Source organism: Paracoccus aerodenitrificans (assembly GCF_027913215.1).
Classification (GTDB): Bacteria; Pseudomonadota; Alphaproteobacteria; order Rhodobacterales; family Rhodobacteraceae; genus Paracoccus; species Paracoccus aerodenitrificans.
This window is the reverse complement of record NZ_CP115784.1, coordinates 273,457-299,436: the sequence shown is the minus strand read 5'-3', so window position 1 is coordinate 299,436 and position 25,980 is coordinate 273,457. Positions and strand designations below refer to the sequence as shown.

At 61.9% G+C, this 25,980-nt stretch carries 28 protein-coding genes and 2 pseudogenes; 7 read left to right on the top strand and 23 right to left on the bottom strand.

Annotated elements, in window-relative coordinates:
* Nucleotide 1 precedes the first annotated feature (1 nt).
* The 6 genes from phnK to phnG are packed head-to-tail and all read right to left on the bottom strand — an operon-like array spanning nucleotide 2 to nucleotide 4,373.
* The gene (gene phnK, locus PAE61_RS02750) at nucleotides 2-853 is read right to left on the bottom strand and encodes a phosphonate C-P lyase system protein PhnK (protein WP_271113896.1); all 852 of its coding nucleotides are present in this window, start codon (nucleotides 851-853) and stop codon (nucleotides 2-4) included.
* Complete coding sequence (locus PAE61_RS02745; protein WP_271113895.1) at nucleotides 853-1,692, bottom strand: alpha-D-ribose 1-methylphosphonate 5-phosphate C-P-lyase PhnJ; 840 nt, start codon at nucleotides 1,690-1,692, stop codon at nucleotides 853-855. The genes phnK and PAE61_RS02745 overlap by 1 nt, the downstream gene beginning before the upstream one ends.
* The gene (locus tag PAE61_RS02740; RefSeq protein ID WP_271113894.1) at nucleotides 1,689-2,285 is read right to left on the bottom strand and encodes an HAD family hydrolase; all 597 of its coding nucleotides are present in this window, start codon (nucleotides 2,283-2,285) and stop codon (nucleotides 1,689-1,691) included. Before PAE61_RS02740 ends, PAE61_RS02745 begins: the two co-directional genes overlap by 4 nt.
* On the bottom strand, nucleotides 2,282-3,373 hold the full coding sequence (locus PAE61_RS02735; RefSeq protein WP_271113893.1) for a carbon-phosphorus lyase complex subunit: 1,092 nt from the start codon (nucleotides 3,371-3,373) through the stop codon (nucleotides 2,282-2,284). The genes PAE61_RS02740 and PAE61_RS02735 overlap by 4 nt, the downstream gene beginning before the upstream one ends.
* Complete coding sequence (phnH, locus tag PAE61_RS02730) at nucleotides 3,373-3,930, bottom strand: phosphonate C-P lyase system protein PhnH (RefSeq protein WP_271113892.1); 558 nt, start codon at nucleotides 3,928-3,930, stop codon at nucleotides 3,373-3,375. The genes PAE61_RS02735 and phnH overlap by 1 nt, the downstream gene beginning before the upstream one ends.
* On the bottom strand, nucleotides 3,927-4,373 hold the full coding sequence (phnG, locus tag PAE61_RS02725; RefSeq protein WP_271113891.1) for a phosphonate C-P lyase system protein PhnG: 447 nt from the start codon (nucleotides 4,371-4,373) through the stop codon (nucleotides 3,927-3,929). Before phnG ends, phnH begins: the two co-directional genes overlap by 4 nt.
* Nucleotides 4,374-4,461: 88 nt before the next feature.
* On the opposite strand from phnG, the gene phnF reads away from it, so the two are divergent.
* Entirely contained in the window at nucleotides 4,462-5,166 is a 705-nt protein-coding gene (gene phnF / locus PAE61_RS02720) for a phosphonate metabolism transcriptional regulator PhnF (protein WP_271113890.1), read from the top strand.
* Between the two features lie 5 nt (nucleotides 5,167-5,171).
* Here phnF and phnE (PAE61_RS02715) read toward each other — a convergent pair whose 3' ends face one another.
* The 4 genes from phnE (PAE61_RS02715) to PAE61_RS02700 are packed head-to-tail and all read right to left on the bottom strand — an operon-like array spanning nucleotide 5,172 to nucleotide 8,884.
* Nucleotides 5,172-6,509 (bottom strand): phosphonate ABC transporter, permease protein PhnE, encoded by a 1,338-nt coding sequence (phnE, locus tag PAE61_RS02715; RefSeq protein ID WP_271113889.1) that lies wholly within the window; start codon nucleotides 6,507-6,509, stop codon nucleotides 5,172-5,174.
* Nucleotides 6,509-7,366, bottom strand: a complete 858-nt coding sequence (gene phnE, locus PAE61_RS02710; protein WP_271113888.1) for a phosphonate ABC transporter, permease protein PhnE — start codon at nucleotides 7,364-7,366, stop codon at nucleotides 6,509-6,511. The genes phnE (PAE61_RS02715) and phnE (PAE61_RS02710) overlap by 1 nt, the downstream gene beginning before the upstream one ends.
* A gap of 59 nt (nucleotides 7,367-7,425) precedes the next feature.
* On the bottom strand, nucleotides 7,426-8,334 hold the full coding sequence (phnD, locus tag PAE61_RS02705) for a phosphonate ABC transporter substrate-binding protein (RefSeq protein ID WP_271113887.1): 909 nt from the start codon (nucleotides 8,332-8,334) through the stop codon (nucleotides 7,426-7,428).
* Between the two features lie 25 nt (nucleotides 8,335-8,359).
* Nucleotides 8,360-8,884 carry a phosphonate ABC transporter ATP-binding protein gene (locus tag PAE61_RS02700; protein WP_434803120.1) on the bottom strand — a complete coding sequence of 175 codons (525 nt, stop codon included), beginning with the start codon at nucleotides 8,882-8,884 and terminating at the stop codon, nucleotides 8,360-8,362.
* A 49-nt stretch (nucleotides 8,885-8,933) separates the two neighbouring features.
* Here PAE61_RS02700 and PAE61_RS02695 point away from each other — a divergent pair.
* A protein-coding gene (locus tag PAE61_RS02695) for an IS5 family transposase (RefSeq protein ID WP_271112274.1) occupies nucleotides 8,934-9,691 on the top strand; the annotation gives its coding sequence in 2 pieces (ribosomal slippage) (nucleotides 8,934-9,270 and nucleotides 9,270-9,691; 759 coding nt in all).
* A 9-nt stretch (nucleotides 9,692-9,700) separates the two neighbouring features.
* Here the strand turns inward: PAE61_RS02695 and PAE61_RS02690 are convergent.
* Together PAE61_RS02690 and PAE61_RS02685 are read right to left on the bottom strand one after the other, a co-directional pair.
* A pseudogene (locus PAE61_RS02690) lies at nucleotides 9,701-10,027 on the bottom strand (ATP-binding cassette domain-containing protein); the annotation flags it as partial.
* 304 nt (nucleotides 10,028-10,331) lie between these two features.
* Nucleotides 10,332-10,624 (bottom strand): annotated as a pseudogene (locus PAE61_RS02685) (preQ(1) synthase); the annotation flags it as partial.
* Nucleotides 10,625-10,734: 110 nt separating this feature from the next.
* On the opposite strand from PAE61_RS02685, the gene PAE61_RS02680 reads away from it, so the two are divergent.
* The 3 genes from PAE61_RS02680 (at nucleotide 10,735) to PAE61_RS02670 (ending at nucleotide 12,453) form a co-directional block, all read left to right on the top strand.
* Nucleotides 10,735-11,610 (top strand): DMT family transporter, encoded by an 876-nt coding sequence (locus tag PAE61_RS02680; RefSeq protein WP_271113886.1) that lies wholly within the window; start codon nucleotides 10,735-10,737, stop codon nucleotides 11,608-11,610.
* 63 nt (nucleotides 11,611-11,673) lie between these two features.
* Nucleotides 11,674-12,084, top strand: a complete 411-nt coding sequence (locus PAE61_RS02675; RefSeq protein WP_434803095.1) for a group III truncated hemoglobin — start codon at nucleotides 11,674-11,676, stop codon at nucleotides 12,082-12,084.
* Nucleotides 12,085-12,129: 45 nt separating this feature from the next.
* Nucleotides 12,130-12,453: a VOC family protein gene (locus PAE61_RS02670; RefSeq protein WP_271113885.1), complete on the top strand. Its 324-nt coding sequence runs from the start codon at nucleotides 12,130-12,132 to the stop codon at nucleotides 12,451-12,453.
* 7 nt (nucleotides 12,454-12,460) lie between these two features.
* Here the strand turns inward: PAE61_RS02670 and rnr are convergent, their stop codons facing one another.
* Genes rnr through PAE61_RS02650 form a run of 4 tightly spaced genes read right to left on the bottom strand, consistent with a single transcriptional unit; the run spans nucleotide 12,461 to nucleotide 17,166 of the window.
* Nucleotides 12,461-14,722 (bottom strand): ribonuclease R, encoded by a 2,262-nt coding sequence (rnr, locus tag PAE61_RS02665; protein WP_271113884.1) that lies wholly within the window; start codon nucleotides 14,720-14,722, stop codon nucleotides 12,461-12,463.
* Nucleotides 14,723-14,779: 57 nt separating this feature from the next.
* Nucleotides 14,780-15,193, bottom strand: coding sequence for a GNAT family N-acetyltransferase (locus PAE61_RS02660; protein ID WP_271113883.1), 414 nt, complete (start codon nucleotides 15,191-15,193; stop codon nucleotides 14,780-14,782).
* Entirely contained in the window at nucleotides 15,190-16,335 is a 1,146-nt protein-coding gene (gene dapE / locus PAE61_RS02655) for a succinyl-diaminopimelate desuccinylase (protein ID WP_434803094.1), read from the bottom strand. Before dapE ends, PAE61_RS02660 begins: the two co-directional genes overlap by 4 nt.
* Before the next feature lie 27 nt (nucleotides 16,336-16,362).
* A complete protein-coding gene (locus PAE61_RS02650) occupies nucleotides 16,363-17,166 on the bottom strand; it encodes a sulfite exporter TauE/SafE family protein (protein ID WP_271113881.1) in 804 nt (267 codons plus the stop codon).
* A 269-nt stretch (nucleotides 17,167-17,435) separates the two neighbouring features.
* Here PAE61_RS02650 and PAE61_RS02645 point away from each other — a divergent pair, with 269 nt between their 5' ends.
* Entirely contained in the window at nucleotides 17,436-17,969 is a 534-nt protein-coding gene (locus PAE61_RS02645; protein ID WP_271113880.1) for an META domain-containing protein, read from the top strand.
* A 3-nt stretch (nucleotides 17,970-17,972) separates the two neighbouring features.
* Here the strand turns inward: PAE61_RS02645 and PAE61_RS02640 are convergent, their stop codons facing one another.
* Nucleotides 17,973-18,434: an Lrp/AsnC family transcriptional regulator gene (locus tag PAE61_RS02640; RefSeq protein ID WP_271113879.1), complete on the bottom strand. Its 462-nt coding sequence runs from the start codon at nucleotides 18,432-18,434 to the stop codon at nucleotides 17,973-17,975.
* 150 nt (nucleotides 18,435-18,584) lie between these two features.
* Here PAE61_RS02640 and ald point away from each other — a divergent pair, with 150 nt between their 5' ends.
* Nucleotides 18,585-19,697 (top strand): alanine dehydrogenase, encoded by a 1,113-nt coding sequence (gene ald, locus PAE61_RS02635; RefSeq protein WP_271113878.1) that lies wholly within the window; start codon nucleotides 18,585-18,587, stop codon nucleotides 19,695-19,697.
* A 69-nt stretch (nucleotides 19,698-19,766) separates the two neighbouring features.
* On the opposite strand, the gene mscL is transcribed toward ald, so the two are convergent.
* The 6 genes from mscL to argH form a co-directional block, all read right to left on the bottom strand.
* Nucleotides 19,767-20,165 (bottom strand): large-conductance mechanosensitive channel protein MscL, encoded by a 399-nt coding sequence (gene mscL, locus PAE61_RS02630; protein ID WP_271113877.1) that lies wholly within the window; start codon nucleotides 20,163-20,165, stop codon nucleotides 19,767-19,769.
* Nucleotides 20,166-20,390: 225 nt separating this feature from the next.
* Nucleotides 20,391-22,865, bottom strand: a complete 2,475-nt coding sequence (locus PAE61_RS02625; RefSeq protein WP_271113876.1) for a DUF4175 domain-containing protein — start codon at nucleotides 22,863-22,865, stop codon at nucleotides 20,391-20,393.
* A gap of 49 nt (nucleotides 22,866-22,914) precedes the next feature.
* Entirely contained in the window at nucleotides 22,915-24,183 is a 1,269-nt protein-coding gene (gene lysA / locus PAE61_RS02620; RefSeq protein ID WP_271113875.1) for a diaminopimelate decarboxylase, read from the bottom strand.
* Nucleotides 24,183-24,434 (bottom strand): DUF2834 domain-containing protein, encoded by a 252-nt coding sequence (locus tag PAE61_RS02615; protein WP_271113874.1) that lies wholly within the window; start codon nucleotides 24,432-24,434, stop codon nucleotides 24,183-24,185. The genes lysA and PAE61_RS02615 overlap by 1 nt, the downstream gene beginning before the upstream one ends.
* Nucleotides 24,424-24,561 carry a hypothetical protein gene (locus tag PAE61_RS02610; protein WP_271113873.1) on the bottom strand — a complete coding sequence of 46 codons (138 nt, stop codon included), beginning with the start codon at nucleotides 24,559-24,561 and terminating at the stop codon, nucleotides 24,424-24,426. Before PAE61_RS02610 ends, PAE61_RS02615 begins: the two co-directional genes overlap by 11 nt.
* Nucleotides 24,558-25,961 carry an argininosuccinate lyase gene (gene argH, locus PAE61_RS02605; RefSeq protein WP_271113872.1) on the bottom strand — a complete coding sequence of 468 codons (1,404 nt, stop codon included), beginning with the start codon at nucleotides 25,959-25,961 and terminating at the stop codon, nucleotides 24,558-24,560. The genes PAE61_RS02610 and argH overlap by 4 nt, the downstream gene beginning before the upstream one ends.
* Nucleotides 25,962-25,980: the final 19 nt, after the last annotated feature.

The window sequence follows — 25,980 nt, the reverse complement described above, 5'->3', positions numbered from 1 at the left end:
CTCACACCTGCAAAACCGAGGAGACCAGCAACTGCGTATAGCCATGCTGCGGATCGTCCAGAACCTGATCGGTCAGCCCGGTTTCCACCACCCGGCCATCCTTCATCACCATAAGCCGGTCGGCGAGCAGACGCACCACCGCCAGATCATGCGTGACCAGCACTGCCGACAGCCCCATATCGCGGACCAGCCCGCGCAGCAGATCCAGCAGCCGGGCCTGAACACTGACATCCAGCCCACCCGTGGGTTCGTCCATGAAGGCCAGCTTCGGCCCCGAGACCAGATTCCGCGCGATCTGCAAACGCTGCTGCATCCCGCCGGAAAATTGCGAGGGGCGGTCGTCGATCCGGTGGCGGTCGATCTCAACCCGCTCCAGCCAGTCCTCGGCGGTCGAGCGAATGCGCCCGTAATGCCGCGCACCCGTGGCCATCAGCCGCTCACCGACATTGCCGCCCGCGCTGACCCCCATACGCAGCCCGTCACGGGCATGCTGGTGAACGAAGGCCCATTCGGTCCGCCCCAGAAGGCGGCGCTCGGGCTCGGACATGGTGACCGTATCGACCGGGCCGCGCTCGGTGCGGAACACCACCTCTCCGGCATTGGGACGCAGCTGGCCCGAGAGACATCCCAGCAAAGTGGATTTGCCCGATCCGCTTTCGCCCACGATCCCCATCACCTCACCAGGCCAGAGATCGAACCCGACATCCGCACAACCGATCCGCGCACCGTAGCGCTTCGTCACATTGCGCACACGCAGCAAGGGACCGTCGGAATCCGGGTATTTGGATGAAGAAGAAATGCGGCGTTCTTCTTCACCTGCAATACCCCCGCCGGAGGCATCCAGCAGCACCATCACGCAGCTCCTTTCGCATTTTCAGCGCAGAAATCGGTATCCGAGCAGACAAACATCCGCCCCCCCGCATCGTCGGTGATCACCTCGTCCAGATAGCTGTCAGAGGCGCCGCAGATCGCGCAGTCATGATCGGCCTTGCTGGCGCTGAACGGGTGATCCTCAAAATCGAGGCTGACCACCTGCGTATAGGGCGGCACGGCATAGATGCGTTGTTCACGGCCCGCACCGAAAAGCTGGATAGCGGGGCAGTCATTCATCTTCGGATTGTCGAATTTCGGGATCGGCGAGGGGTCCATGACATAGCGTCCCGCCACCTCGACCGGATAGGCATAGGACGTCGCGATTTCGCCGTGACGCGCGATGTCTTCGTAAAGCCGCACCTGCATCAGCCCGTAATCGGCAAGGGCGTGGATGCGACGGGTCTCGGTTTCGCGCGGTTCCAGAAAGCGCATCGGCTCCGGGATCGGCACCTGATAGACGAGGATCTGTCCCTCGGTCAGGGGCGTTTCGGGGATGCGGTGGCGGGTCTGGATGACGGTTGCCTCGGTGGTGCGTTCGGTGGTGGCGACGCCTGCGGTGCGCTGAAAGAATTTGCGGATGCTGACCGCGTTGGTCGTGTCGTCAGCGCCCTGGTCGATCACTTTAAGCGTATCCTCGGGCAGCAGCGTCGCGGCTGTCACCTGTACACCGCCCGTACCCCAACCGTAGGGCATCGGCATCTCGCGGCTGGCGAATGGCACCTGATAGCCCGGCACCGCCAGCCCCTTGAGGATCGCGCGACGGATCATCCGCTTGGTGTCCTCATCGAGATAGGCAAAATTATAGGCCTGATCGGTCATAGCAGCCCCCTTGCGGTCAGTGCCGCTTCCAGTTTTTCGGGCGAGGTGAAGATTTCCGCCTGCATGCCAACCGCTTCGGCAGCAGCGCAGTTTTCGGGCTTGTCGTCGATGAACAGGCAGTCGGCGGCAGCGAGACCGGCCTGTTTGCAGAAATATTCATAGATCGCCGGGTCGGGCTTCACCATGCCCACCATCCCCGAGACGACAATGGTCTGGAAGGCTTCGGCCAGGCGGGGATGGGCCTTCACGCCTTCGGGCCATGTCTCGGCGGACCAGTTGGTGATGGCGTGGATCTCCAGCCCCTTCCCGCGCAGCCGCTCCATCAGATCCCATGTCCCTTCGATCGCCTGCGTGATCGTCGTCGCAAAGCGCGACGGATAGGCGGCAAGCAGGGCGGCATCTTGCGGGTCGCTCAGTTCCGCCGCGAGTTCCGCGAAGGGCACCCCGGCATCTGCACGCAGGTTGCGTCCGCTGAAATCGACCCGCGCCATGAAATCGTGCACCGCATCTTCGCTGCCCAGATCTGGCAGGAAGGCGGGGATCGGGTCCCAGTCGACCAGCACATTGCCGATATCGAACACGATGGCCTTCATTCCGCTGCCTCCTGTGCCGCACCGGCAGCCCCGGCACGCAGACGGCGCACCAGTTCCAGCTCGGCCTGAAAATCGACGTAATGCGGCAGTTTGATATGTTCGAGGAAACCTGTCGCCTGAATATTATCGCAATGGGACAGGACGAATTCCTGATCCTGCGCGGGGGCTCCCTGATCGTCCTCGCCCAATTCCTGCCACCGCATCGCCCGGTCAACCAGAGCCATCGAGATCGCCTTGCGCTCGGTCTGCCCGAAGCTGAGCCCGTAGCCGCGCGTAAACTGCGCCGGTTCGGTTTTCGAGCCCTTGAACTGGTTCACCGTCTCACATTCAGTCAGTTCGACCTCACCGATATTGACTGAGAAACCCAGCTCGGGAATCTCCATCTCGACAGCCACCGTGCCGATGCGCAGCTCACCCACAAAGGCATGGTTGCGGGCATAGCCGCGCTGTGTGGAATAGGCGAGGCCAAGCAGAAAGCCCTCATCCCCTCGCGCCAGAGCCTGAAGCCGCAAGGGCCGGTCGGCGGGCAGTTCCATCGGTTCGCGGGTCAGATCGGGAGGGGTGGTGTCGTCCTGCGGAGCGTCCTCGATTATGCCGTCGCGGTTGAGGAAGGACAGGATATGGGGGATTTCGGGCTGATCGGCGCTGTCCGGCGCAGTGTCATCAGCGGGCAGTTCGCCATCCGCCATCAGCCGGAAATCCAGCAGCCGGTGCGTATAATCGAAGGTCGGGCCGAGGATCTGGCCACCGGGCGCGTCCTTGAACGTCGCGCTGACCCGGCGTTTCACCAGCATATCGGCGGTATCGACGGGTTTCGAGGCCCCGAAACGCGGCAGGGTCGTGCGATAGGCGCGGATCAGGAAGATCGCCTCGATCATGTCGCCCCGCGCCTGTTTCATCGCAAGCGCGGCAAGGTCGGGATCGTAAAGCGAGCCCTCTGCCATTACCCGCGCGACGCCGACCGCAAGCTGATCGCGGATCTGGGCGGTATCCAGCACCTGCTGATCGGCAGGCCCGCGGCGGCTGCGATCCAGCCAGTCATGCGCGGCATCAATCGCCCGCTCTCCTCCTTTGACGGCGACATACATCAGGAAACCTCCGTCGAGCGTGGCAGGGCGGCAAGCCTGTCTTTGCCGCAGAAAAGCACATCCCAGCCAAGCGGGAAGCGGGCGTGATTGGACATGAATGCTTCTCGTTCAGGCAGGGCTAGTGTCGCGCTGTTGCGGATGCCGGGACCGCGCAGCGTGGCGGGGGCGGCATCGAAATCGTGGTTATCCACGATCAGCGTCGCCGCCCGGTCGGGATATTCCGGCGTTCCGATGGCGAAGCGCTCCAGAGGGGCAAGCGCAGACCAGTTCCCAAGCGCGAAGCCCGCATCCTCTGCCGCGACCAGAGGCGCACCGCAATGGAAGGCGATCCATTGCCGGACTGCCTCGGTGTTGTGGCTTTCTGCCAGATGCAGGGGCGTGGTCCGGTCCACCAATGTCAGCAAAACGGCGGATGCCGCGTCAGAAAGCGGGGCCGGGCCGTGGCAGCCGCGCAGGGTCTCGACGCGGCCCGGTCGGGCGGTCGCCTGCAGGATGGCGCGGAACGCGATGGCTGCATCGGGTGCGGGGTCGGAGAAACCTCCGGACAGATCGTTCATTCATCCTCTCCGCGAACCAGTGTGAAGAATTCGACGCGGGTTTTAGCTGCCTCGGCGGCGATGGCGGCGCGGCGGGCGGTTTCGTCTTTCCGCAGGGGGTCAAGCACCTTCGTTTCCAGCAGGGACGCATCGTCCTGCCCCATCGCATCCGCCACGGCAGCCCGCAGCGCATGAGCCTTGTCGCGGCCCTGCACATAACCATGCCCCACAGTGCCGCTTTCCGTCAGCCGGACCGAGGCGCGTGTCACCGTCATCTCGCCCAGATTGAACGCGGCCCCGGTTCCCCCGGCGCGGCCCCGCACCATCACCGTGCCGGTCTCTGCCGCGCGAAGCGGCTGGTGGTCGGGCAGGTCCGGCAGCAATTCGGCCAGACGCGCGACGGGTGCGCGGGCCAGAAGGCCCAACGCCTCACGGCGAAATTCAGGTGGATTATCAGGTGACATTCTCTTCGTCCTCACCTATACAACTAGACATCTAATAGCGTGACACGGCCCGGCGGGCAACGCTTCAACCATGAATATTCGGTGACAAATGAGTCTATGGCAGAGCATCGCAGATACGCTTCGCGCAGAGATCTCTCGCGGGGTCTGGCGACCCGGCACAAGGTTGCCGCCGGAAGCCGAGCTGGCGGCGCGTTTTGGCGTCAACAGGCACACGCTGCGCAACGCCACCCGCTCGCTGGCCGAGCAGGGTCTGCTGTATTCGCGGCGCGGTGCAGGTGTCTATGTCGCGGCGGCTCCGGTCGAGTACCGGCTGGGTGAGCGGGTGCGTTTTCACCACAATATCGAGCTTGCCGGACGCGTCCCCGGACGCCGGATCGATTCGGTCGTCACCCGCGCCTGCGACGCCGCCGAAGCCGAGGCGCTTGCGCTGTCCCCCGGCGACCCGGTTCATGCTGTTGAAGGGATTGCCACGGTCGATCACCGTCCCGTCGCCCTGTTCCGCTCGGTCTTTCCCGCCCGCCTTCTGCCCGGCCTGCCCGAGGCGCTGTCGCAGGGCGGATCGCTGACCCGCGCCCTTGCTGCATGCGGCATCGCCGATTACACGCGCAGCGGGACCCGCATCAAGGCCGCCATCGCCGATGAGATGCAGGCCGCGAAGCTTCAGATCGACCCGGGCGAGCCCTTGCTGCGCACAGATTCCACCGATATCAGCGACGGTCGGCCAATCGAGCGCGGCGTGGTCTGGTGGGCAAGTGAGCGTATCACCCTGACCCATCACCCGGATCAGGGCTGAGCGGATCATGCGTCCGACCCGCCCTCGCCCTTGATCAGGCGCGACCGGATGCGGCCGGAGATCCAGTCCATCAGGATAATCAGCAGAACGATCAGCACGATGTAATAGGTCACATGCTCCCAGTCTTTCTGGGTCTGGATCGCCTGCACCAGAAGCAGCCCGATCCCGCCGCCGGTAATCGCTCCGATAATCGTCGCGCTACGGGTATTGGATTCGAAGTAATAGAGAAGCTGCGACAGGATCACCGGCGCGATCTGCGGAATAACGCCCCAGCGGATCCTCGGCACCGCCGCCGCCCCGGTCGAACGCAGCCCCTCGACGGGCTTGTCATCGACATTTTCCAGCGCCTCGGAGAAGAGTTTGCCGAACGTCCCCGTATCGGTCAGCAGGATCGCCAGCGAGCCGGTCATCGGCCCCGGTCCGAAAGCCCGCGCCAGAACGATGGTCCAGATCAGCGCATCCACTCCGCGCAGGAAATCGAAGACACGCCGGAATACCTGTCGGATGATGCGAGAGGGCGCGAAATTCGATGCTGCCATGAAGGCAAGCGGCAGAGAGATCAGCCCGGCTCCGAATGTGCCGAGAAACGCCATCAGCAGGGTTTCAAATATCGCCCATGCCACGTCGCCGTGATGCCAGACCGAATTATACCAGAAATCGCTGAACATCGCGGCAATGTTCGACTGAGACGGCTCCAGCCTGTCGCCGCTGAAGGCCAGCCCGACAAGTTGCGGAAGCGATTTACCGTAAAACGGGCTGGAGAGGTCGAAAAAGAAAAGCTCCCAGCCGGGCGAACGGCGGAAGATCTCTGTCCGCGAGCGGGTGACGGTCAGCCGCGCACCCTCGGGCATGGTTGCCATGAAGCGCTTGTCGGACAGGCTGACCCAGTCGGGGGGATCGGTGATATCCGTCTCGATGCCCTCGGCGGTGGGGACGATGTTAAAGGTCTCGCCATCCGCATTCAGGGTCACGGCACCGTCGCGCGCGATGATGACGGTTCTGTCGCCGCGCAGGGAAATCTCGGTCCCGCCATCGGCCAGCGGAGTTACCCATTCCGGTTCCTGACCTGGCGCATAGGTCGCGTTGCGCATCCCCTCGATCGAGGTCACGACGCTGCCATCTCCACGCCGGTTTTCCCGCGTCACATGGGTCTTGTAGGACCAGAAATCCTGCAACAGAAGCGCCCCGTTATCCCACCGCGCACGGGAGGCCACACCGGCAAGATCGAAGGCGAAGGCGACGTAAAGCAGATAGGCAAGGATCGCAGCCGGAACCGCCAGCGAAAAGATCCGCCTCCTGCCGAATGCAGTGTGAACGGGGCGCGAAAGTTCGGCCATAGCCATCAGATCCGGCCTCCGGCTTTCCCGGTCACCAGACGTTCGCGTGCGACGCCCGATAACTGGTCGAAGAAGACAATGGTGATGAACAGCAGGATGAAGATCGCGGCGGCGGCGTCATAGCGCCCCTGCCCCCAACTGATCGCGTTCCGCAGCTCATAGCCGATGCCGCCTGCGCCGACGAAGCCCAGAATGGCACTGGCACGGACATTGATTTCAAAGCGAAGCATCGAATAGCTGATCCAGTTCGGCGCCACTTGCGGGATGATTCCGAACCACATGCGCTGAATCCAGTTCGCACCGACGGATTCCAGCCCCTCCAATGGCTTGGTGCTGGCATTTTCAGCCACCTCGGAGAACAGCTTGCCAAGCGCACCGACCGCGTGAAACGCAATCGCCAAAGTCGCAGGCACCGGGCCGCCACCAAGGACGAAGATCAGCACAAGAGCAATGACCAGTTCGGGAATGGCACGGGCAATATCCAGCATCCGCCGGAAAACCGGGATCAGTCGTGGCCAAGGGGCGAGGCCCGGCGTTGACAGAAGCGCCATGATGCCGCCTCCGATCACCCCGATCAGCGTTGCCACGGCGGCGATATTGATCGTTTCGATCAGCGCCGGAACATAGTTCCACATCAGCCCCGGCAGATTGCCTGCCTTGGCGGCTGCCTCGGACACCAGCTCGGCGGGGAAGTCGAAGATCTGCGGCAGACCTTCCCAGAACCCGCCTGCATTCCGCTCATTCGCCAGCCGGAAGCCGGAAATCATCAGCAGCGCGAAGATTGCCCATAACACGCCGGAATACAGCCGCTTGCGGCTGGCGGCGGCGCGGTAATCCTCTGAGATCCGGGAAATATCGGTCATATGCATGCCTGCAACAGAAAGCGGCGCGGGAGAATTCCCCCGCGCCCTTATGGATCGTCTTAGCCGCCCGAGGCGTCCTGAGCCTTACGGACCTCGATGATGGTCTCGTAAGCCTCATGGGTCACGGGATCGAAACCAGCGGTTTCCCCAGCAGCAACGCCATAGGCGCAGTCAGCATCGGTTTCGTCCAGATTGGCGACCAGATCGGTGAAGGTATCCTTCACATCCTGCGGCAGCGCCTTGCGCACGACCATCGGGCCTTCCGGGATCGGCTTGGATTTCCAGATCTCGACCAGATCGTTCATGTCCACGATGCCCGAATCGACGGCCTTGCGCAGAGCGCCAGAATTATAGCCGTCTTCCCAGTCGCCCAGACCGTCAGCCCAGGTCACGCCACCTGCGATATCGCCGTTATTGACCGCAACGATGGTCTGCTCATGACCGCCGGTGAATTTGATATCCGAGAAATACTCGCCCGGCTCAACCGAATAGCCAGCCTGCGGCAGTTCGACGGCGGGGATCAGATAGCCCGAGGTCGAGTTCGGATCGCCGAAGCCCAGATCCTTGCCTTCCATATCGTCCATCGAGGTGATGCCGCTGTCGGCGCGGGCAAAACCGATGGAATAATAGGTCGAAGCACCATCGACATTGGTCTTGACCAGAACCGGCTCAACCGCCTCGGGATCGGTCAGATAGGCCTTGGCATAGCCCGAAGCGCCCAGGATCGCCGCATCCAGAGAACCACCCAGAAGGCCCTGGATCACGCCGTCATAATCGGCCGGGGTGAACAGCTTGACCGGAACGCCCAGAGCTTCCTCAGCATAGGCGCGGAGGCACTCATTGCTGGTCATACGGTCCTGAGCGTTTTCGCCACCCAGCACACCGATGTTGAATTCTTCGATTTCCTGCGCGGCAGCCGGCAGGGCAATCGCGAGGGTCATCAACGAGGCAGTCAGAGTCAGTTTCATGGTTTACTCCTGTAGGGGTACTCAGTCAGTCCGCCAGCATACGCTCGGCATAATCGCGGTCGCCCTCGACGGGTCCGTCGATCGCCGTCGAGGTGGCGGATTCGGAAAAATCATCGCCTGCGCCGTAAATGTCGCGGGCAACTCCGGTGGTTAGCTGTTCAGGCGTGCCATCGAAGACGATACGCCCCTTGCGCATGCCGATCACACGGTCGCAATAGCGCCGCGCGGTATCCAGCGTGTGCAGGTTGGCGATGACGGTGCGGCCGTCCTGTTCGTGGATCTGGCGCAGGCTGTCCATCACCACCTGCGCATTCATCGGATCAAGACTGGCAATGGGTTCATCTGCCAGAATGATCCTTGGGTCCTGCATCAGCGCCCGCGCAATCGCCACGCGCTGTTGCTGCCCGCCAGACAGAGCCTCGGCGCGTTTGGAGGCCTGTTCCGCGATACCCAGACGGTCGAGGATCGAAATGGCGCGGTCGATATCCTCGCGCGACCAGATGTTAAATACGGTGGATAATGTGCCGCGCTTATTAGGCTCCAGACCCATTGATTTCGGGCTGTTTGCGTGATTCAGGCTCTGCAAGGAGACCTGATTTATGAGCAACCTTTTCTGGCTGACTGACGCGCAGATGGAGCGTCTGAAACCCTATTTCCCGAAATCCCACGGCAAGCCACGCGTTGACGACCGGCGTGTGCTGAGCGGCATAATATTCATCAATCGTAATGGCTTGCGATGGTGCGACGCGCCGACGGACTACGGCCCCGCCAAGACGCTCTACAACCGCTGGAAGCGCTGGAGCGAGAACGGGACCTTCGCCCGGATCATGGTGGGCCTCGCCGCCGAGAGTGCCGAACACAATACGATCATGATCGACGCGACCTATCTGAAAGCGCACCGCACGGCCTCGAGCCTGCGGGTCAAAAAAGGGGGCGCGGGCGCCAGATCGGGCGAACGAAAGGCGGCATGAACACGAAACTGCACGCCGTCACCGACGCGAAGGGCCGGCCGATAGGGTTCTTCATGTCCGCCGGACAAGTCAGTGATTACACCGGGGCAGCGGCACTTCTGAACAGCCTGCCGGAGGCGGATTGGCTGCTGGCCGATCGGGGCTATGATGCCGACTGGTTCAGAGATGCCTTGAAAAACAAGGGGATAAAGGTTTGCATCCCGGGTCGGAAGTCGCGCAAGAAACCCGTCAAATACGACAAGCGGCGCTACAAACGCCGCAACCGCATCGAAATCATGTTCGGCCGACTCAAGGATTGGAGGCGCGTCGCCACCCGATACGACCGTTGCCCCGAGACCTTCTTCTCTGCAATCCTGCTCGCCGCGACCGTCATCTTCTGGTTATGATCAAGAACGAGTCCTGAGCCTAAGCAAACCGTGCAGGACGTTCGAGGCGACGTCGATCCGGCCAACCAGATTGAACTGCTGGAAAATCATCGCGCAATCCGCCTGCCAGCCGCGCCGCGCCTTGCCGCGCAGGCTGAGCACATCGCGGCCATCGACCAGCAACTGCCCTTCTGTCGCATCGGTGAGGCGGTTGATCATGCGCAGCAACGTGGATTTTCCGGCGCCGGAACTGCCGATAATGCCGATCATCATGGGGCGGTCGACGATAAAATTGGCATCGTCGACAGCTTTCGTGCTGCCGAACACACGGGTAATGCCGCTTGCTTCGATTCGCATGCCGTCCCTTCCACCGATCAGTCAGAGGTGAGATAGGAAGGCGATGCGACAGGATCGTTAAGGTTGAGTGACGCTGATGTGACATCCCGGACGGGATTTCAAGCTGCTGCTTTAAAAAGATATTTTAACCGATGCCGTGGCCATTTGGCAGGATCTGAGGACGCTTTTGCTGCCCCATTCCGGCCAAACCGGCGACACAACCGTATTTTTCACGCATCCCCGATGCCACAAGGATGCGCGACAGCCCTGTCACCTTCCTGATACAGCGATGCGGATCGGCGCTGTTTGTCCGCTGCAGCCATCTCTAGCCGCGACCGCGATAGGGCGCGACGCCTGATCCGGCAGCCAGATCCCCTCGAGGGCCGGTCCCGTCTGCCAGAACACATCAATCGGCATGCCCCGCGCGGATACCAATGCCTCCGATCCTCAGCCAGCGAGGCGATAATCTGTCCCTCAGAACTTGCCGATCGACATGGTGCAGTCTTCATGAAACGCGCCGTGATTACGGAACGCGCCAAGAAAAAGCTTCAGCAACTTGGATTCGACCAGCCATGCACCGGGCACATAATCTATGACCAGATGCGCGAAATCGGGCTGAACCCCGATATCAAAGCGCTGGAAAATCGTCAAAGACCGGCGGGGCGTGGCACAGCTTGACTCCTTATCCGTTAGCGTTAACAAATATATGGGATCAGAGGGGTAATGCCGTGACCGGAGCGAATGATGGAATCTGGCTGCGACTGGCAGCGGCATTTCTGATCACCGCCATGTCCGCCCTGATCCGGGAAGCATCGGACGCGGCGACACTCGGGCAGATCATCTTCTGGCGCTCGGCCGTCGCGATGATACCGATCTGTATCTATATGGCGCTGCGCGGGAGTTTCCCCGGCGCGTTCCGCACTGCCCGACCCGGTGCGCATTTCCTTCGCGGGACGCTTGGAGCACTTGCGATGGGATGCTCTTTCATCTCGCTGACCTATCTTCCCGTCGCCCATGCCGAGGCTTTGGGCTTTCTGGGTCCGGTCCTGGTTCTTCCGGCGGCGGCGCTGTTGCTGCGCGAGACGATTTCGCTTCGGCTGGTCCTGGCAGTTCTGGTCGGTTTCGCCGGCGTCATTGCGATGCTGTGGGAGGGCCTGACCATGCCGGGCGCGAACGCGATGATCGGCGTCGCAGCCGGGCTTGCCTTTGCCGGGCTGACGGCGCTTTACCGCGACTATGTCAAGGCGATGACCCGAACCGAAAGCGCGGCGACGATCTCTTTTTATTTCGCGCTGTTCACGACCTGCGTCGGTCTGCTGACCCTGCCTTTCGGATGGAACAGTCTCGATCCCGGCACAACCGCTGTCCTGATCGGCGCGGGGCTGCTTGGCGGGCTGGCGCATATCGCCGCGACCGAGGCCGTCGCGCGAGCGCCTGTTTCCGTGCTGGCTCCGTTCGATTTTACCGGGCTGATCTGGGCGGTGATGTTCGATTTCGTCCTGTTCTCGACCCTGCCGGGGCTTCCCGGATGGGTGGGTATCGTGGCGATCACACTGGCCGGTCTGCTGGTGATGCTGCCCGCAAGACGGCGCTCCGATCTGTGATGGCCCCCGCCAGCGGCCTCGCGTCGCACCCCTCTTGCGATCCGTCCCAAGCAGGCGCATGTCATGGCAATGACCATACCGCCCCGCTTCGATATTACCGCTGAGGAAATCGACCGCGTCGTCGCGGTCTTCTATGCCGCGATCCGGCAGGATGAGGTCCTTGGCCCGGTTTTTGCCAACCACGTCACCGACTGGCCCGAACATGAGGACAAGATTGCGCGGTTCTGGCGCAATGCGATTCTCTCTGAACGCAGCTATGATGGCAGCCCGATGCGCGCCCATATGCAGGCGGGCGACGTGAAGCCGGAACATTTCCCGCTTTGGCTGGCGCTTTTCGATAAAACCCTGCGCCGCGTCCTGCCCGACCACAGCGCCGAGGCATGGTCCGCGCTTGCCCACCGTATCGGTGCAGGGCTGCGCATGGGGGTCGAGGATCTGCGACAGCCCGGTGCGCAGCCTCCGGTCTTGCGCTGAGACAGAATTCGCGGTAAACAAAACGGGAACATTCAGGAGGTCGCCATGAAGATCGACTATGTCGAGTTCTCATCGCCGGATATCGGAGCCACGAAAAGCTTCTTCTCCGACGCATTTGGCTGGCAGTTCAACGATTACGGGCCGGAATATCAGGAACTCGCCAATGCGGGGATCGCGGGCGGTATCGCCGCTGGTGCGCTTCAGGCACCGCTGATCATCCTGCGCAGCGACGATCTTGAGGCCGCGCTTGAAAAAGTCACGGCGGCAGGGGCCGAGATCACCAAGCCGATTTTCGACTTCCCCGGCGGGCGCCGTTTCGAATTCCGAGAGCCCGGCGGCACCGCGATGGCAGTCTGGTCCGAAAACTGAAAACGGCTTAACCGCTTCTGCGCTTCCGCTTCGCCTTCTTCGCCACCGCCTTCGCTTTGGCTTTGACCGAGGCCGGACGCCGCCGCATCGGCCTTCCGCGCCTGCCCTGTTTCGGGCCGCGTGCGACATTGCTGCCTTCAAGCTCCAGCAGTTCCAGCGTCAGGCCTCCGGTCAGAGGCGAGGCCTCGGCAAGCCGGACGCGGACGCGCTGACCGACTGTGATCTCAAGCCCGGTTTCTGAGCCAATCAGCGTCTGCGCATCGCGGTCGTAATGGAAATATTCATTGCCGATCTCGCGGATCGGCACCAGACCATCCGCGCCGGTTTCGTCCAGCTTCACGAAAAGGCCGAATTTCTGCACACCGCTAATCCGGCCGGTCATCTCATTGCCGATCCGCTCGGACAGATAGGCGGCAAGATAGCGGTCGGTCGTATCTCTCTCGGCCTCCATACTGCGACGTTCAGTGCCGGAAATCTGGGTGGCGGTTTCCGAGAGGTTCTCGATATCCCATTCCGACAGGCCATCATCTCCCCAGCCATGCCCCGAGATCAGCGCCCGATGCACGATCAAATCCGAATAACGCCGGATCGGAGAGGTGAAATGCGCATATGATCTGAGGGCGAGGCCGAAATGGCCGAAATTTTCCGGGTGATAATAGGCCTGCGTCATCGAGCGCAGCGTCGAGATATTGATAAGCTCGTCGAAATCCGACCCCTCGGCCTGCGCAAGAAGGCGGTTCAGATGGCTGGTATGCAGGACCTGCCCCTTCGCCAGCGTAAAGCCGGATGCTTGTGCAACCTCGCGCAGCGCCTCCATTTTCTCGACGCTCGGTTCCTCGTGGACACGGAACAGCAAGGGGCGTTTCAGCCGGGTCAGCTCTTCGGCAGCGGCGACATTCGCCAGCACCATGAATTCCTCGATAAGCTTATGGGCGTCGAAACGTTCTTTGAACTCGACCGATTTGACCCTGCCGTCATCGCCCAGAACGATCTGCCGCTCGGGCAGGTCCAGATCCAGAGGCTGACGGCGGGCGCGGGCGGATTTCAGCAGATCATAGACCTGCCAGAGCGGTTTAATCGCGCTCTCCATCAGCGCTTCGGTCTGTGCGTCGGGATTGCCGTCGGCACCGGCCTGCGCCTGTTCATAGGTCAGACTGGCGCGTGAATTCATCATGCCGCGATGGAATTTATGGCCGATCTTGTTGCCGTGCGCATCCAGCCGCATGCGCACGGCAATCACCGGACGATCAACGGCTTCATGCAGGCTGCAAAGATCGCCGGACAGCGCATCGGGCAGCATCGGCACGACACGGTCGGGGAAATAGGACGAATTCCCGCGCCGCCGCGCCTCGCGGTCCAATGCGCTTCCGGGCGTGACATAATGGGCGACATCGGCAATCGCGACCCAAATGATCATGCCGCCGGGGTTTTTCGGATCGGTATCGGGGATCGCGGCGACGGCGTCATCATGATCACGCGCATCGGCAGGGTCAATGGTCAGCAGCGGCAGATCGCGCAGATCCTCACGGCCCGCCATGCTGGCGGCTTTGGCCGATTCTGCCTCGGCAAGCGCCTCATCGGGGAATTCGTCGGGAATGCCATGTTGACGGATCGCAATGAGGCTGACCGATTTCGGTGCCGAAGGATCGCCAAGCCGGTTCAGGACCCGCGCCTGAGGCAGACCCAGACGGCCTTTCGGACCGGATTGCTCGGCCTCGACAAGCTCACCGTCCTGAGCACCAAGCGCATCTTCCGTGCGGACCCGCCATTCCTTATCCGCGCCCTTGTCGATGGGCATGATGCGTCCGCCCTCGGCCGAGCTGCGGTAAATGCCCAGAATCTTGTGGCGGCTGTCACCGATCTTGCGGATCAGCCGGGCGAGATAGTCGTGATCCTCGCCCTTGACCTCGATCAGCCTCGCCAGAAACCGCTCGCCTTCACCAAGGGCCGGATCGGCTTCGCGCGGCTGGAAGAGGATGCGCGGCACGGGTCCGTCCCCGCGATATTCCAGCGGCCGGGCGAACAGATCGCCGTCGGCATCCGGTTCCAGCAACTGAAGCACGGTCACCGGCGGCAGGCGCTCTGCATCGCGATAGGATTTGCGGCGTCGTTCCAGACGGCCTTCCTCGGAGAGTTCCTTCAGCATCCGCTTCAGTTCCAGCTTGTCCGACCCCTTGACGCTGAACGCCTTGGCGATGTCGCGCTTCGATGCCGCATCGGGATGTTCGGCGACCCATTCGAGGATCTGCTGCTTGCTTGGTAGTGCCATGCCGGCCCTTTCCCCGGCCAGCGACCGGTATGCACGCAAAACAATACGTGGCTTTCGTCAGAGTTCCAGAACCATGTTGCGATGCGGGATGCCAGCATCCTGAAATTCCAGCCCGTAAGCGGTAAAGCCCAGCTTTTCGTAAAACGGGATGACCTGAGTCTGCGACGCTAGCCTGATCTGCCGGATATCACGGCTGCGCAGCACATCCACCGCACCGCGCATGATCGCCGCCCCGACCCCGGTGCCGCGAGCACTTCGCAGAACGCAGACCCGCCCGATCTTCGCGGTATCTCCGTCGATGAAAATTCGCGCCGTGGCCACTGGCCGATCATCTATCCAACCCAGCATATGCAGCGCCTGACCATCCAGACCGTCCCATTCCTCGGTTTCGGACACACCCTGTTCCTCGATGAAGACGATCCGTCTCAGCTGGCGGCAGGTCTCCAGATCGCTTGTCTGTTGGATGATCATGCGAAATAAGCCTCTAGAATGCGTCGATAGACCCGCGTCAGGGCCCGGATTTCTTCAACCGGGACCCGCTCGTCAACCTGATGCATGTAGCGCCCGACCAGACCGAATTCCAGCACGGGGCAGTGATCCTTGACGAAACGCGCATCCGAGGTGCCACCAGAGGTCGAAAGCTCGGGCGTGATCCCGGTTTCGCTGCGCACAACATTGCGCACCAGATCCGTGAAGGGACCCGGCTCGGTCAGGAAGCTTTCGCCGCTGACATCCGCCTCAAGCCGGAAGGACACGCCGGTCTCATCGGCGACGGCTTCGGCCCGGCGGCGAATTTCCGCATCGAGGCTTTCGGGCGTATGAAGATCGTTGAACCGGATATTGAAGACGGCACGGGCCGTTTCGGGGATCACATTCGTCGCGGAGTTGCCGCAATCCACAGTCGTCACCTGCAATGTCGATGGGCCGAAATGCGCATTGCCCGCATCCAGTGGTTCCGAGGCCAGCCGGTCCAGAAACCGGCAGATCGCATGCACAGGATTACGCGCCCGGTCGGGATAGGCCACATGCCCCTGCACGCCCTTTGCCGCAACCCGATAGGTGACCGAACCGCGACGACCGATCTTGATCATTTCGCCGAATGTTTCGGGGTTGGTCGGCTCTCCGACGATGCAGGCCGACATGCGCTCACCATGCATTTTCATCCAGTCGAGAATGGCAATCGTGCCATCCTTGCCCGGACCTTCCTCATCGCCGGTAATGGCAAGAATGATCGCGCCGTCAGGAGGTGTGTCCGCGACGAACTCCATCGCTGCCACAACGAAGGCCGCCACGCCCGACTTCATATCCGTCGCGCCGCGCCCCCAGAGCGTGCCGGTTTCGTCGAGATGCCCGGAAAACGGTGGATGCGTCCAGCTTGCCGGATCGCCGGGAGGCACCACATCGGTATGACCGTTGAAGCCGAGGCTCCGCTCGGCCCCTTTCCTGCCCCATCGTGCAAAGAGGTTCGGCGTGCCGTTGCGATCCACGCGGGTACATTCGAAGCCCGCGCCGCTCAGCAGGTCCTGAAGAAGCGTCAATGCGCCGCCTTCTTCCGGCGTGACCGAGGGGCAGCGGATCAGTCTGGCGGTCAGCTCGGCTGGGTCGGTCATCACAGGCTCCTGTTTCCTGCAGGCCTAGCCTCAGCTCAGCAGGATTTCCACCCCGCGCCGCACCAGGTTCAGCCCCGAGAGCACAAGCAGCACCAATGTCCAGCGGCGGAACTGATCGACATTCAGCCGGTCATGCACCCAGAGCCCCAGAAACATCCCGGCCACGCCCGGCACAACCAGCACAGCGGACAGAGGCAATGTCTGCGCATTCAGAACGCCCGAGGCCAGATGCGCCAGTGTCAGCACCACCGCGCCCATCAGGAACACTACCCCCTGCACCCGCATCTGTTCGGATTTCGACACGTTGATCGACAGCAGATAGACGATCAGCGGCGGGCCCCATATACCCGAAATGCCTCCGTAAAGCCCACCGATCATGCCCGAGATAATCTCGGCCCGGCGGGCATGGTGGATGGGAAGCGTCAGCGGACGGCCGGAAAGCTGCCAGATGGCGAATGCGACAATCGGGATGCCAAGCAGCAGATACATCAAGCTTTGAGGGACTGAGCGAACGAATGCCGCCGACACCACAATAAAGATGATCACCGCCCCGATATGCCAGCGGAATCGGCCAACGGTATCCCATGCGGCACCAATCCCGCCACGACCGGCTTGCAGGATATTGGTGGCCAAAGTCGGCAGGATCAGCGCCGCAAGGGCAAGTTGCGGCGACAGAACCGAGCCGAAGGCGGACATCATGATCATGGGCATGGCGAAACCGACCGCCCCCTTCACGAACCCCGCAAAGGCGGTGACCGAGAACACAAACCAGAAGATCGCTGGATCAAGCCCGAACATGTTCGGAAGATGTATCGGCAGGTCCAACCGCCGCAAGCTTAATCATCATGCATAGCCCGGGCAGAGCGTGGCATGTCGGCAACAGAGGCGTTTCTTCTTGCATCACGGGCAGATGCGCGACGCCTTGCTGATAAAAGGCAAAACCCGTCACAGCACCTTGATTATTCAGCCGCCGACCGGGACTCACGGCGCGAATCGTTTGCAACCTTGTCTCTTGGCTGACATATCAGTGAGTTGACCATCAAGCGACCGGATGTAATCCCGGCGTGAACGCATAACGATTCTCTAACACCGGAGACGCTGCCATGTTTCGCCAACTGACCGCCGCTGCGCTTGCCACGATGGCGCTTGCTGCATGTGAACCCACCCCGACCACTCCCGACGAGCCCTATTCGAACATCCCGACCGGCGATTACGTGCTGTTCAATATCGGCGGTGAAGTGCTGAGCGTGCGCCACACCACGATGACGATTGCACCGACGATGATCTCGGGCCGGACGGGCTGCAACAGCTTCGTTGCCCCGATCTCGGGCACCCCACCGGAAATCGTCGTCGGACCGATCCAGACCGCCGGGCAAAGCTGCCGGTGGAGCGCACAGGAAAGCTCTTTCTTCAACGGTCTGCGTGCGGCAAACCGGATTACCTATGAAGATGGCGTGCTGCGCATTGCAGGCGGTCAGGACACGCTGACCTTCGAATATGGACATTTGGCTTCGGCAGAAGGCGTGATCGGCCGGAACCTGAATCCGAACCCGGGCGTCTCTTCGGCGTCGGCCGCCAGCACCGTATCCAGTTCAGGCACCGCAGCGGTTTCGCCCGTCGAATCCGCCGTACAGTAAACATCAAAGCGGCAGGGCCGTGGTTTCGACCACGGTCCTGAGCGCGAATGACGAATGCATCTGCGCGACACCGGGCAACCGGGCCAGATGCGTCCGGTGGATCCGGGCAAAATCCTCGGTATCCTCGACGACCAGCTTCAGCAGATAATCCGCCGTTCCCGCCATCAGATGGCATTCCAGCACATCCGGAATCGAGCGGATGGCGCTTTCGAAGGATTCCAGAAGCTCATTCGCCTGCCCTGACAGGCTGATTTCCACGAATACAGTTGTCGGGCGTCGCAATTTGCGACGGTCCAGCAAGGCGGCGAAGCCACGTATGACGCCCTCATCCTCCAGCCGCTGCACCCGACGATGACATGCCGAGGAGGAAAGATTCACCCTGGCCGACAAGTCGGCATTGGTGATTCGGCCATACTTCTGGATTATACGCAGAATGCGGCGGTCTATTGCGTCAAGATCGAACATGATCGGATATTCTCCGTCAATTTTAATAAATCACGCAATAATCTTTCAACGATCACCATCCGGCAACCCCAAATTCCGTAAGATTTTCTGTGAATTACGTGGCAGGTTGGAGGAATTTCAGGGATCTGACCAAATAAAAAGGAGAATGCGATGCTGATCGGCTGCCCGACAGAAGTCAAACCACAGGAATTCCGCGTTGGCCTGCGCCCCGACGCGGCTGGCGAGGCGATTGCTCAGGGTCATCAGGTCCTTGTGCAATCCGGGGCCGGTCTGGGGTCAGGCTATACGGATGATGACTATCTGGCGGCTGGTGCGGAAATCGCTCCGGATGCGGCGACCGTATTCGACCGCGCCGATATGATCGTGAAGGTCAAGGAACCTCAGGCCGCCGAAAGGGCGATGCTGAAGCGCGGTCAGATCCTGTTCACCTATCTTCACCTCGCGCCCGACCCGGATCAGACGCGCGACCTGCTGGACTCTGGCGTGACCTCGATCGCCTATGAGACCGTGACCGATACGCGCGGCGGTCTGCCCCTGCTTGCCCCGATGTCCGAGGTCGCAGGCCGACTGGCACCTCAGGCCGGAGCATGGGCGCTGCAAAAGGCCAATGGTGGCGAGGGGGTTCTTCTGGGTGGTGTCCCCGGGGTTCGTCCCGCCCGTGTCGTCATCATCGGCGGCGGTGTGGTTGGTACGGCTGCGGCCCGCGTGGCATCGGGTATGGGTGCGAATGTCACCGTGCTGGACCGCTCGATTCCGCGACTGTCCTATCTGGATGATATCTTCATGGGCATGCTGACCACCCAATATGCCACCGCCGCCGCCACCTCCGAGCTGCTGCCGACCGCCGATATGGTGATCGGCGCGGTGCTTGTCCCCGGAGCCGCCGCGCCGAAGCTGATCACACGCGAACAGCTTTCGATGATGAAGCCCGGCGCGGTTCTGGTGGATGTTGCCATCGATCAGGGCGGATGCTTCGAGACGTCTCGCGCGACCACCCATCAGGACCCGATCTACGAAGTGGACGGCATCGTGCATTACTGCGTCGCCAATATGCCCGGCGCTGTTCCGCGCAGTTCGACTCAGGCGCTTGGTAATGCGACGCTGCCCTTCATTCTGACGCTCGCCAATAAAGGCTGGCGTGAGGCGATCCGCGAAAATGTGCATCTGCGGGCGGGACTCTCGACGCATGAAGGCAAGCTGACCTCCGGCCCGGTGGGCGCGGCACTTGGGATCGAGACGATCTCACCCGACTCGCTGCTGTAAACCGACGGCCACGAAAAAGACCGGCGGAGACATACTCTGCCGGTCTTTTTCATTTCAGCACGATCCGGTTCAGACCCGCGGGCGGGCACGCAGCTCATCGCGGATTTCAAGCAGAATTTCTTCCGAGGTCGGCCCTGCAGGAGCTTCTTCTTCCTTCGGTCCCACCGCCGCATCTTTCGCGCGGTTGACGATCTTGACCAGAATAAAGACCACCCAGGCGACGATCAGGAAATTGATCACGGCCATGATGAAGTTGCCGTAATTGAAGGTAGCGGCGTTTTCACCCTCACCCAGCGAGTATTTCAGGTTGGAAAAATCGATCCCGCCGATGAACAGGCTGATGATCGGATTGATGAGGTCATCGACCAGCGAGGTGACGATCGCAGTGAAGGCAGCGCCGATGATGATACCGACGGCCATGTCCATGACATTGCCTTTGGCAATGAATTCCCTGAACTCTTTTATCATGCGTTTAACCTTTCCTCGTTCGCGCATGGTTGCGGAGCCTTAGTGCATCCGCCGTATAAATCAAGTCTAACGCAACAGCATGACAGGGCTTTGCCAACTTGTCAGCGCTCCCGGACAGCGCCGCGGCGTCGGCTTTTGATGCTGATGAGTGCGGGCTGAACCACATCCGGCAGCGATAAAATCACAGCACAGAGGATAACGAATAATCCCGCCTGTCCAATGAAATCAGAACTGATCGATCAGCCGGTCCAGATATTCGCGTTCCTGCTCGGGACGGTCCTGCTGACCCAGCCTGCGGCGGATTTCGTCCTGCAGATCGCGGGCACGGTTCTCCCCGCTTTCTCCGTCTTCCAGCGGCGCATCCGTCGCGATGCCGCCGCCATTCCCCTGCATGGCCCGCCCAAGTGGATCGCGCCGGGGAGAGGCCAGTCCGCGCTGCCCGTTCTCTCCGGGTTGTGCGCCGCCTTGCTGTTGGCCCTGCTGCGCGTCCTCACCCTCTCCGCTTTGCGTCTGCTGGCCGTCCTCACCCTGCTGTCGGCCCTGATCCAGTGAGCGGGTCCCGTCGCGCAGCGCCTCTATCGCCTCAGCCTGCCGGTCGAGTGCACCGGCCATGTCGCCCTGCCGCAGGGCCTGTTCCGCCTGCTGCATGGCCCGCCCTGCCCGATCCATCGCCTCGCCCGCCGCATTGCCCTGCGGGGTCCCGCGTTCGGGCAGAAGGCTGCGCTGCATCCCCAGATCATCGCGCAAGCGGCGCTGCTGCTCGGCCAGGCTGTCCGAGGGTTCTTCCTGATCCTGCTCGTCAAGCCCCATCCACTGATCCTGCATCTCGCGGAAGGCACGGTCTGCCAGATCCTGCTGTTCGCGCAGCGTGTCGGCCATGCGCGAGGATGAGCCGCGCCCCTCACCCTGCCCTTCGCCCTCTGCCTGACGGACCTGCATATTTTCCATCATGCGGTTGAACTGTTCCAGCAAAGCCTGCGCTTCAGCCATTTTGCCTTCATTCATCAGCCGCTGGATCTCATCCATCATCTGCTGGATCTGATCACCGCTCATCATCTGGACCGGGCTGCGGTCAAAGCGATCCGCAGGGTCCCCGCCCTGCTCGGCCAGCCGGTCCAGATAATCATCCGTTGCGCGGCGCAACTCATCCATCAGATCGCGGATTTCATCGGGCGAGGCGCCGCGACGCATCGCCTGCGCCAGTCTCTCTTGCGCCCGCTGCATGCGTTCCAGCGCATCCGCCAACCCGCCATCTTCAAGCTGCACGGCGGTTCGCCACAGCGCCTCTGCCAGAGCATCGCGCTGCGTATCGGACAGTCCCGCTGTTTCCAGACCCGATATGATCGCCCGCAAATCCCCAAGCGTATCATCCCGGATGAAACCTTCCGGCTGCCAGGTGATCGCGCGGAGAATCTGAGCGGATCTTGCCGCATTCTCACGCGACCAGAGAAGATCCCGGCGCAGTTCGATCAAAGCGGCGGCGAACGGGTCGAAGAAACGCCTGCCGGGCAGTTCCATCGCGATCTCGCCGGATTGAGCGCTCTGCCCGATACCGTCCTGCGCGTTGAGCCGGATCTTCACCGGCAGATTGGCCCAAGCATGTTTTTTCAGATCAGCGACAAGCTGACCTTCAAACTCGGCGCGGTTGGCCCGGACCGGCAACTTGATCTGCACCGGATCACGCGGCTCGGGATCGGTGGCAAGACCGAAATTACGATCAATAGCGCCCATATCCAACGTGATGACGGCATGGCCTTCGCTGAGGCCAAAATCGTCCTGCGCCGAGAATGGCTGGATCAGCCGCCCATCGGCACGCCGCTCGGCGGGAGGGCCGAGGGTGATCTCAGGCGGATCATCCGGGCGGACCGTCACCTTTATGCTACGATCGGCAATCGTCAGCGTCCCGTCCCGCTCGACACGGAATTGCGGTGCCCCCTGTTCTGACTCCGGAAGCTCAGAGCCGACATCCTGCGCGACCCTGTCTTCCTCTCCGTACAGCCGGAGACTGATCACGGAGCCTTCGGGCAGGTCGAGCACGGCATCGGCGGCAAGCCGGTTCAGATAAATGGTCGGTTTGCGGGTATAGGCCGGGGGTTCGGCCCAACCTTCCCAACCGGGCCCGCCGGACGCTGCCTCTGGCGATCCCTCCTGTTGCCGGTTGGGCGCAAGCGCCGCCAGCCCCTGCCCCAACTGCCCGGTACTGCCGAACAGCAGCGCCATCGCGATTGCGGTCAGCGCCACAAGACGGAACGCAAACGGATCGCGGCGGTTCAGCCCCGCATCCGGTCGCACAGCCCGCGCCGAAGCGACGCGCTGTTCCATCTGGGCCAGATGCGCCTGCCATAACGCGCCATCTCCACCCAATGCGGGCCGGTCACGCAGGGCGGAGAGCGGTCTGCCCGGAAGGGTCTCGTCGATCCGGTCCTCGGCCTCATGACTGCGCGGGCGTCGGAAGCGCAGAAAGCCGAGAACCAGCGTCGCAAGAAAAACCACCCCTGCCCCCGCCGCCGCGTAAGGACGGACAGGATCGGGCAGCGCCTCGGCCAGACCGAAACTCAGCGCGGTTATCATCAGAAGCAACAGGCTTGCAGCAGGCCAGAAGCTTCGCGCCAGCGATTCCCACCACAGCCCCGCGCGGGTCAGGCGCAGGGCCCGGTCCAGCCTTGCTGAATTGGCATGGTCGGTCATGGGCTCGCTCATGCGTCTATCCTGCGCCGCATGGCGCATGCGGGCAAGGGATTCCTGCGGCTCAGAACCAGTCGGGCAGCGCTTCGCGCGTCAACATTTCGTCAAGCGACGGTCGCGGGCGGATCACCGCGAAACGGTCCCGGTCCACCAGAACCTCAGGCACGAGCGGTCTCGTGTTATATTCCGAGGACATTACCGCGCCATAGGCCCCGGCCGAGCGGAACGCGACCAGTTCACCTTCCGCCATTCCGGGCAGTTCGACGCCTTTCGCGAAAGTATCCCCGGTCTCACATACCGGGCCGACCACGTCGAAGCTGCTGCGCTCAGTTCCCGGTGCATGTTCCATGACCGGAACGATGTCGTGATGCGCTCCGTACATGGCGGGTCGGATCAGGTCGTTCATCGCCGCGTCGAGGATCAGGAAATCGCGCCCTTCACCATGTTTCCGGTAAATCACCGTAGACAGCAGCACCCCGGCATTCCCGGCGATATTCCTGCCCGGCTCAATCTCGATTTCACAGCCGAGATCGCCCACGGTTTCACGGATGACCTGCCCGTACTCAATCGGCAGAGGTGGCGCATTATTGTCGCGGCGATAGGGAATCCCCAGCCCACCGCCCAGATCCAGTCTGCGGATGTCATGCCCATCGGAGCGCAGCGCCCGCGTCAGATCCGCCATCTTGCCATAAGCCTGTCGGTACGGGTCCAGATCGGTCAACTGGCTGCCGATATGCATATCGACGCCGACAATCTCGATCCCCGGAAGAGTTGCTGCCTGCGCATAGACCTCACGCGCCCTTGCGATCGGAATGCCGAATTTGTTTTCGGATTTCCCGGTGGCGATTTTTTCGTGGGTTTTTGCATCGACATCGGGGTTCACGCGCAGCGCAATCGGAGCCACCCTCTCGATGGACACAGCGACTTCGGAAAGCGCCAGCAGCTCTGGCTCAGACTCGACGTTGAACTGACGGATGCCACCCTCAAGCGCCAGCCGCATCTCATCCCTTGTCTTGCCGACCCCGGAAAAGACGATGCGATCACCGGGAACACCGGCCGTGCGGGCGCGTGCATATTCGCCGATGGATACGACATCCATGCCCGCACCGAGATCGCCCAGCAATTTCAGCACGGCAATATTAGAGTTCGCCTTGACCGCATAGCAGATCAGATGATCCGGGGTCCATGACAGGGCCTCCTGAAACACCCGGAAATGGCGGGTCAGCGTGGCGGTGGAGTAGACGAAGACCGGCGTGCCGACCTCTTGCGCGATCAAGGTCAGCGGCACGTCCTCAGCGCAGAGAACGCCATCCTTATAGTTGAAATGATCCATCAGGAGATCCTGCGTGAACGTAGAAAGAGATAAAGCGGCAAGGCACAGCCGAGACCCAGCACCATCGCGGGCACGGTGATCAGTGCCAGCCAGTTCCGGCGCACCATCGTTTCGACAAGGCACCAGAGCGCAAGCGTGATCATGGCCACGATCTCGGTCGCGTCAGGCGCTGAGATACGCAGACCGGCGATCCCGCCAAGCACGGAAAGCGCCAGCCAACAGCGTCTCAGAGGGGTCAGGTCAGAAACCATCCGCGCGCACACCGATCCCTATGTCTCCGGACACGGTTACACCGGGCGGAGGCGCAGGTCTTTCCGGAGCGCCATCCACGCCACATGCGGCAAGTGCCAGAGCGGCCACCAGCGGAAGATATTTCATAGCGCCTCTTTCCAGCGAGCAATCTGCGCTCGGACCTGATCCGGTGCGGTCCCGCCATAGCTTTGCCGCGACGCGACGGAGTTATGCACACCCAGAACGGAATAGACCGACTGGTTAATAGCCGGATTGACCGACTGCATCTCTGACAGGCTGAGTTCGTCCAGATCCACGCCTTTTTTCTCGGCCATCGCCACAATCGCGCCTGTCGCGTGGTGCGCGTCACGGAATGGCAGTCCGGCCTCGCGCACCAGCCAGTCGGCCAGATCGGTCGCGGTCGAAAAGCCAGCCGAGGCGGCTGCCTCCATATTCTGCCGGTTCGCAGTCAGATCGGACAGCATTCCGGTCATGGCCGCGAGCGCCAGCATCAGGCTGTCCGCCGCATCGAAGACCTGTTCCTTGTCTTCCTGCATGTCCTTGGAATAGGCCAGCGGCAGCCCCTTCATCACCGTAAACAGCGCAACATTCGCCCCAAGAATCCGGCCGATCTTGGCGCGGATAAGCTCTGCCGCATCGGGATTGCGCTTCTGCGGCATGATGCTGGAGCCGGTGGACCATTTATCCGACATCGACACAAAGCGGAACTGGGCCGAGGACCAGATCACCAGCTCTTCGGCCAGCCGCGACAGATGGACGGCGCAGATGCTGGCGGCAGACAGAAACTCCAGCGCGAAATCCCGGTCGCTGACCGCATCGAGGCTGTTTGCCATCGGACGGTCGAAATCAAGCGCCTTCGCCGTCGCTTCGCGATCCAGCGGATAGCCCGTTCCGGCCAGTGCTGCCGCGCCAAGCGGCGATTCGTTCATCCGCTTCCGGGCATCCTGAAAGCGTGACAGATCGCGTCCGAACATCTCGACATAGGCCATCATGTGATGCCCCCATGTCACCGGCTGAGCGGTTTGCAAATGGGTGAAACCGGGCATGACCCAATCCGCCCCGGCCTCTGCCTGACCAAGCGCCGAGCCGATCAGCGCCCGCAGCCCCTCAATCGCGGCATCGCACTGATCCCGCACCCAAAGCCGGAAATCCGTTGCCACCTGATCATTGCGCGACCGGCCCGTATGCAGGCGGCCCGCAGGCTCCCCGATCAGATCTTTCAGCCGCGCCTCGACATTCATGTGAATATCCTCAAGCGCCTCGCTGAAGGGAAAATTCCCGGCCTCGATTTCTGACAATACGGTGAGCAGCCCTTCCCGGATCGCCTCGGCATCGTTAGGGGTGATGATGCCCTGCGCCGCAAGCATCGCGGCATGGGCCCGGCTGCCCCGGATATCCTGGGCGTAAAGCCGCCGGTCATACCCGATGGACGCGTTGATCGCCGTCATGATCGCATCGGGACCGGAGGCAAAGCGCCCGCCCCACATGGCATTTGCTGTGTTGTCGGGCGTCTTGGCGTCGGTCATCAGGTCTGGTCCGAAAGGT

What these genes read in the sequence shown, in the direction of transcription:
- phnK (WP_271113896.1), bottom strand. Translation starts at nt 853, where the DNA reads ATGGTGCTGCTGGATGCCTCCGGCGGGGGTATTGCAGGTGAAGAAGAA.
- PAE61_RS02610 (WP_271113873.1), bottom strand. Translation starts at nt 24,561, where the DNA reads ATGAAATATCTTCCGCTGGTGGCCGCTCTGGCACTTGCCGCATGTGGC.
- phnE (WP_271113888.1), bottom strand. Translation starts at nt 7,366, where the DNA reads ATGACCGATATTTCCCGGATCTCAGAGGATTACCGCGCCGCCGCCAGC.
- argH (WP_271113872.1), bottom strand. Translation starts at nt 25,961, where the DNA reads ATGACCGACGCCAAGACGCCCGACAACACAGCAAATGCCATGTGGGGC.
- PAE61_RS02700 (WP_434803120.1), bottom strand. Translation starts at nt 8,884, where the DNA reads ATGGGTCTGGAGCCTAATAAGCGCGGCACATTATCCACCGTATTTAAC.
- PAE61_RS02675 (WP_434803095.1), top strand. Translation starts at nt 11,674, where the DNA reads ATGGCAATGACCATACCGCCCCGCTTCGATATTACCGCTGAGGAAATC.
- phnE (WP_271113889.1), bottom strand. Translation starts at nt 6,509, where the DNA reads ATGGCTATGGCCGAACTTTCGCGCCCCGTTCACACTGCATTCGGCAGG.
- PAE61_RS02660 (WP_271113883.1), bottom strand. Translation starts at nt 15,193, where the DNA reads ATGATCATCCAACAGACAAGCGATCTGGAGACCTGCCGCCAGCTGAGA.
- PAE61_RS02735 (WP_271113893.1), bottom strand. Translation starts at nt 3,373, where the DNA reads ATGTATGTCGCCGTCAAAGGAGGAGAGCGGGCGATTGATGCCGCGCAT.
- lysA (WP_271113875.1), bottom strand. Translation starts at nt 24,183, where the DNA reads ATGGATCATTTCAACTATAAGGATGGCGTTCTCTGCGCTGAGGACGTG.
- PAE61_RS02625 (WP_271113876.1), bottom strand. Translation starts at nt 22,865, where the DNA reads ATGAGCGAGCCCATGACCGACCATGCCAATTCAGCAAGGCTGGACCGG.
- ald (WP_271113878.1), top strand. Translation starts at nt 18,585, where the DNA reads ATGCTGATCGGCTGCCCGACAGAAGTCAAACCACAGGAATTCCGCGTT.
- PAE61_RS02745 (WP_271113895.1), bottom strand. Translation starts at nt 1,692, where the DNA reads ATGACCGATCAGGCCTATAATTTTGCCTATCTCGATGAGGACACCAAG.
- phnF (WP_271113890.1), top strand. Translation starts at nt 4,462, where the DNA reads ATGAGTCTATGGCAGAGCATCGCAGATACGCTTCGCGCAGAGATCTCT.
- PAE61_RS02645 (WP_271113880.1), top strand. Translation starts at nt 17,436, where the DNA reads ATGTTTCGCCAACTGACCGCCGCTGCGCTTGCCACGATGGCGCTTGCT.
- phnH (WP_271113892.1), bottom strand. Translation starts at nt 3,930, where the DNA reads ATGAACGATCTGTCCGGAGGTTTCTCCGACCCCGCACCCGATGCAGCC.
- PAE61_RS02740 (WP_271113894.1), bottom strand. Translation starts at nt 2,285, where the DNA reads ATGAAGGCCATCGTGTTCGATATCGGCAATGTGCTGGTCGACTGGGAC.
- PAE61_RS02615 (WP_271113874.1), bottom strand. Translation starts at nt 24,434, where the DNA reads ATGGTTTCTGACCTGACCCCTCTGAGACGCTGTTGGCTGGCGCTTTCC.
- PAE61_RS02640 (WP_271113879.1), bottom strand. Translation starts at nt 18,434, where the DNA reads ATGTTCGATCTTGACGCAATAGACCGCCGCATTCTGCGTATAATCCAG.
- rnr (WP_271113884.1), bottom strand. Translation starts at nt 14,722, where the DNA reads ATGGCACTACCAAGCAAGCAGCAGATCCTCGAATGGGTCGCCGAACAT.
- PAE61_RS02670 (WP_271113885.1), top strand. Translation starts at nt 12,130, where the DNA reads ATGAAGATCGACTATGTCGAGTTCTCATCGCCGGATATCGGAGCCACG.
- mscL (WP_271113877.1), bottom strand. Translation starts at nt 20,165, where the DNA reads ATGATAAAAGAGTTCAGGGAATTCATTGCCAAAGGCAATGTCATGGAC.
- phnD (WP_271113887.1), bottom strand. Translation starts at nt 8,334, where the DNA reads ATGAAACTGACTCTGACTGCCTCGTTGATGACCCTCGCGATTGCCCTG.
- phnG (WP_271113891.1), bottom strand. Translation starts at nt 4,373, where the DNA reads ATGTCACCTGATAATCCACCTGAATTTCGCCGTGAGGCGTTGGGCCTT.